Here is a 4,412-nt window from a genome sequence, read left to right as displayed (position 1 = left end):
ATTCATGTGTCGCATCTGTAGGTGAGGTTATACAAAGTCACGTAGCTACGTTTGCAGCAGAATTTTCAAACGTCAGCAGCACTGTAGTAGATGTAAAATCATTTTTCAACAATGCAGTAGAGATGACTAAGCAAATAGAAAATATTATTTTCTAAGAATATGTTATAAAAATATGAGGTACGAGCAAAATAGTATTAAATACTTTATTTTCTCTTACCTCTTTTAAAATACATATTTTTTAAAATAAAATTATATATCTTTAGAACTAGGGAGTAACTAAAAACAACAAAATAATAAAAACTAACAAAAGTCTAAGGGACAATTCACACCTCCTGAGCTATTTATATATAATATTATTTAAAATGAAAAATATAACAAATAATCAATAATTAATAGAGTAATTTATGGTATAATTTTATGAAGGTTATTTTTCACAGGCAGGAGGGATTTAGATGTCAGATGATAGAATAATAGATTTTAACGAGCTAAAAAATAAAGTCAAAGAAACTGACATAGACAAATTTGAAAATTATATGTATAATCTTTACTTTTCGGTGGCAGACGGAAGCATGACTATGTCTGAGTTTACATCAAAAATATACGATTATATGAGAGAAAACAATATATCTAATGAAAAATTTATGAATATACAAAAGAAATTACTAGAAAGATATGGAGTAGACGAAGCCGAAATAGAGAGACAGCTAAAAAGCATGGGCATAAATCCAAATGACTTAAACAGCATGGGTTCTATGAACATAAACGATATAAGAAATTATACTATGAATGCAAATAACAACAGCAGTCAGGAGCCTAAGATAGAGGTAGTTCCTAAAGACGATGTAAAAGAGACAATTGTAAAGAATTCAGATTTTTACAATAAATTTTCACAAAGACTTGAATACGATAGTTTCATAATAAGCTACCTAAAAAACGACGTAAACGACCTTAAAATCGTAATAAACAAAGAAAATGTAACATTGATGAGTGAAGGAAACATAAACCTTGTCGACTCACAGCTAAATGAATTTTTACTAGATTACAAAAACATGATAGGCAAGAAGATGAAGGTTAAAATCTGTGAAAACTGCAAAGAATACGATTATTAAAGATAAAACGACGAGGGTGATTTGCTCTCGTCGTCTCGATTTTTTAAGAGAAAGAAGGCCTACAAAATAGAACAAAATCTATTTTATAGGCCTTCTCCCTTTTGAAGTGTGTGTTTTTAGTTATTTATAATGAAAATTTTTTAATTAGCTTAACACCATTTTGAACCATACTATTCAAAAATACTATATTCAAAAGATCTCCTGGATGAACAAATGGTATATCATAGGTATCTACCAAATTCATAGGGACTACGATGTTTTTGTTAATATTTTTTTCATTAAAATAAGCCTTTAGAGTCACTGCAAATTGATATATACATATATCTGTACAGTCACCAACAACCACCACATTATCTATATCGTCCAATATATTAACATCCATAGCAAAGAATCCATTTGTAGAATTTTTTGGTATGATTTCAAGGTTCTTGATATCTAAAAGCTCGTCTACCACCTTGCATTCTTCAGTATCTACTAGACAGTGGGCAGGGTAGCTATTTAATTCTACAGAATTCTTATCGTGAGTATCTGTAAAGGCTATAATTTTGTTTAACTTTTCCTCCAAAGGTTTTACAAATTCATAGATAGGAGTTATAAGAGATTTTATCCTATCAGAATATAGAGCTCCTTCTTTGGCAAATCCGTTGTTTATATCTACTATAAATAAAGCAGTTTTACTTAAGTCGTAGTCAGCTAAATTTTCAATAGGTAAATTATCTAAGTTTTTTTGTAAAACTTCAAATTCCTTAATTATGTTATCCATTTGTAACCTCCACATTAATTTAATAAAATTGTATAATTTTCTTTTAAATATGTCAATAGGTATTGCTAATTTATTGTATTAATTGTTTAATATTATAGTATTTTTACAATTGTAATAGTCGTTTTCAAAAGTTAATCATTGACAATAGTATTTATTATCTTAGGGTAGTTTGTAAAAATACCGTCTACCTTGAACTTTATGAGCTTTCTCATTATAGTTATAGAATTGACAGTGTAAACCTGTACCAAAATATTCTTTTTATGAGCTTCATCTACAAATTCCTTGTTTACTAGATCGTAAGAAGGATGTATATAAGTGCATTTGCAGTCCTTGCATGTCTTTAGTGCTTTTTTTAAGCCGCCGCGCTTAAATGTAAGGGCGCTTACTAAATATGCAGTTTTGATTTTGCTATTTAGCTTGTTCAATTTTTTTAAGCTTTTTACATTGAAAGTTGATATTACGACTCTCTTTTCCATTTTGTATTTTTTGACTAATGCCACAACGTCCTTTTCAATGTTTTTATAAGCTATTTTATTGTTTTTTAATTCTATATTCAGATTTAAATTTGTAGGCTCTATTAATTCTAAGACCTCCTCCAAAGTAGGGATTTTGCACTCTGGATTGTCTTTATATTCCTCGTCCTTTATAGTAAGTTCCTTTATTTGTTCAAGAGTTAATTTTTTTATATATCCATTTCCTTCAAACATTCTGTCTACAGTTTCGTCGTGGTGGACTACTAAAACGCCGTCTTTAGTTTTGTGGACGTCTAGTTCAATTCCATAGACACCTAAGTCTAGAGCTTTTTTAAAAGCGCATATAGTGTTTTCTGGGAAAAAACCACTATTGCCCCTGTGAGCGTATATATTCATATTATTCCTCCTCATAAACCTTGCTAGTTGCTTTGATTAACTGTTTTATGTCTTAATGAGTATAAACCTTGGTAGTATTTAGCTGTTCCAGTTAGCTATTTCCTCAGCTAGGTTGTTTAAGTACTCCCAACGTTCGTATTTTATCTGTAATTCTTCCTCTAGTTTGGTTTTTTCGTTTATTATTTCTTGTAATTTTGTAAAATCTGTTGCAAATTTTGCAGTATCTTCTTCTAAAGCTGCTATTTTGTTTTCTATTTTTTCTATATCTTCATCTATAGTGTCGAATTCTCTCTGTTCGTTGTAAGAGAATTTAGGTTTGTTTTTAGCCTTAGGCTTTTCCTTTTTAGGAGCTTGAGGTTTTTCTACCTTTTCTTCCTCGAATTCTTCAAATTCTATGTTTTCTTCTTCTCTGTAATTTAAGTAATCGCTGTAGTTGCCTGTGTATATATGGATATTTCCGCGGCCTTCGTATGCAAAGATCTTGTTGCAGACTCTATCAAGGAAGTATCTATCATGGGAAACACAGATAATTACACCGTTAAAATCATCTAGATAATCCTCTAAACGGCTTAAAGTATCTATATCCAAGTCATTAGTAGGCTCGTCTAGTAAAAGTACATTAGGAGCCATCATAAGAACTCTAAGCAGTTGGAGTCTTCTTTTTTCGCCACCAGATAGATTTCTAATATGAGTGTACTGTAAAGTCCCGTTAAACAGGAATTTTTCACACATTTGTGAAGCAGTTATTTTGTATCCATCTGCAGTAGTTATATAGTCGCTTTCTTCCTTTATATAGTCGATTGCCCTCATATCAGGGTGCATTTTAGATGTATCTTGGTTGAAGCAGCCTATTTTTACAGTTTCACCTATAGAAATAGTACCGCTGTCTGGTTTAATTTCTCCGTTTAAAAGTCTTATCAAGGTAGATTTACCAAGTCCGTTTCTGCCGACTATACCGATTCTATCTGTACGAGCTAGAGTGTAGTCTAGGTCGTCTATATATGTTCTTCCGTCGAAGGATTTAGATAGATGCTCTATTTCTATTATTTTTTTGCCAAGTCTGCTGCTTCCTACAGATATTTCAAGCTTGTCTTCAGGTACGTAGACAGTTTTATTTGATAGCTCGTCAAATCTTTGAAGTCTCGCCTTTTGCTTTGTAGTTCTGGCTTGGGCACCGCGTCTTACCCATGCTAGCTCTTTTCTAAGTAGGTTTTGGCGTTTTGCTTCAAGTGATTCAGCGAGCTGAAGTCTAGCCATTTTTTTCTCTAGAAATACAGAGTAATTTCCTTCATAGCTGTATAGGGCTCCTTTATCTAATTCTAGTATTCTATTAGTCACACGATCTAGGAAATATCTATCATGTGTAATCATCAGGATAGATCCCTTAAAGGAATTTAAATATGTTTCTAGCCAATCGATTGTGTCGTTGTCTAGGTGGTTTGTAGGTTCGTCTAAAACAAGTAGCTCACAAGGAGTTATAAGTGCAGAGGCTAGAGAGACTCTTTTTCTCTGTCCACCTGAAAGCTCCTCTACCTTTTGGTCGAAATCTGTGATTCCAAGCTTAGTCAAGACAGTTTTTGCACTGCTCTCTAAATCCCAAAGGTTTAGCGCATCCATTTTTTCCTGTAATTTTAGGAGTTTTTCGTTTAGCTTTTCGTCGTAGGATTTGTT

Annotated in this window: 4 protein-coding genes; 1 reads left to right on the top strand and 3 read right to left on the bottom strand. The window is 32.1% G+C overall.

What is annotated here, in order from left to right; translation table 11 throughout:
* Positions 1–452: 452 nt before the first annotated feature.
* The gene (locus ACI3VO_RS07240; protein WP_439757262.1) at positions 453–1,109 is read left to right on the top strand and encodes a DUF3867 domain-containing protein; all 657 of its coding nucleotides are present in this window, start codon (positions 453–455) and stop codon (positions 1,107–1,109) included.
* 124 nt (positions 1,110–1,233) lie between these two features.
* Here the strand turns inward: ACI3VO_RS07240 and ACI3VO_RS07235 are convergent, their stop codons facing one another.
* From ACI3VO_RS07235 to ACI3VO_RS07225, 3 genes are all read right to left on the bottom strand, one after another.
* Entirely contained in the window at positions 1,234–1,872 is a 639-nt protein-coding gene (locus tag ACI3VO_RS07235; protein WP_439757261.1) for an isochorismatase family protein, read from the bottom strand.
* 131 nt (positions 1,873–2,003) lie between these two features.
* On the bottom strand, positions 2,004–2,741 hold the full coding sequence (locus ACI3VO_RS07230) for a glycerophosphodiester phosphodiesterase (protein WP_439757260.1): 738 nt from the start codon (positions 2,739–2,741) through the stop codon (positions 2,004–2,006).
* 78 nt (positions 2,742–2,819) lie between these two features.
* On the bottom strand, positions 2,820–4,412 hold a 1,593-nt coding region (locus tag ACI3VO_RS07225; protein ID WP_439757259.1), incomplete at its 5' end, for an ABC-F family ATP-binding cassette domain-containing protein.

The sequence above is a fragment of the Intestinibacter sp. genome, assembly GCF_051866655.1.
Classification (GTDB): domain Bacteria; phylum Bacillota; class Clostridia; order Peptostreptococcales; family Peptostreptococcaceae; genus Intestinibacter.
The sequence above is the reverse complement of the archived record's forward strand: the minus strand, read 5'-3'. Positions and strand labels throughout refer to the sequence as shown.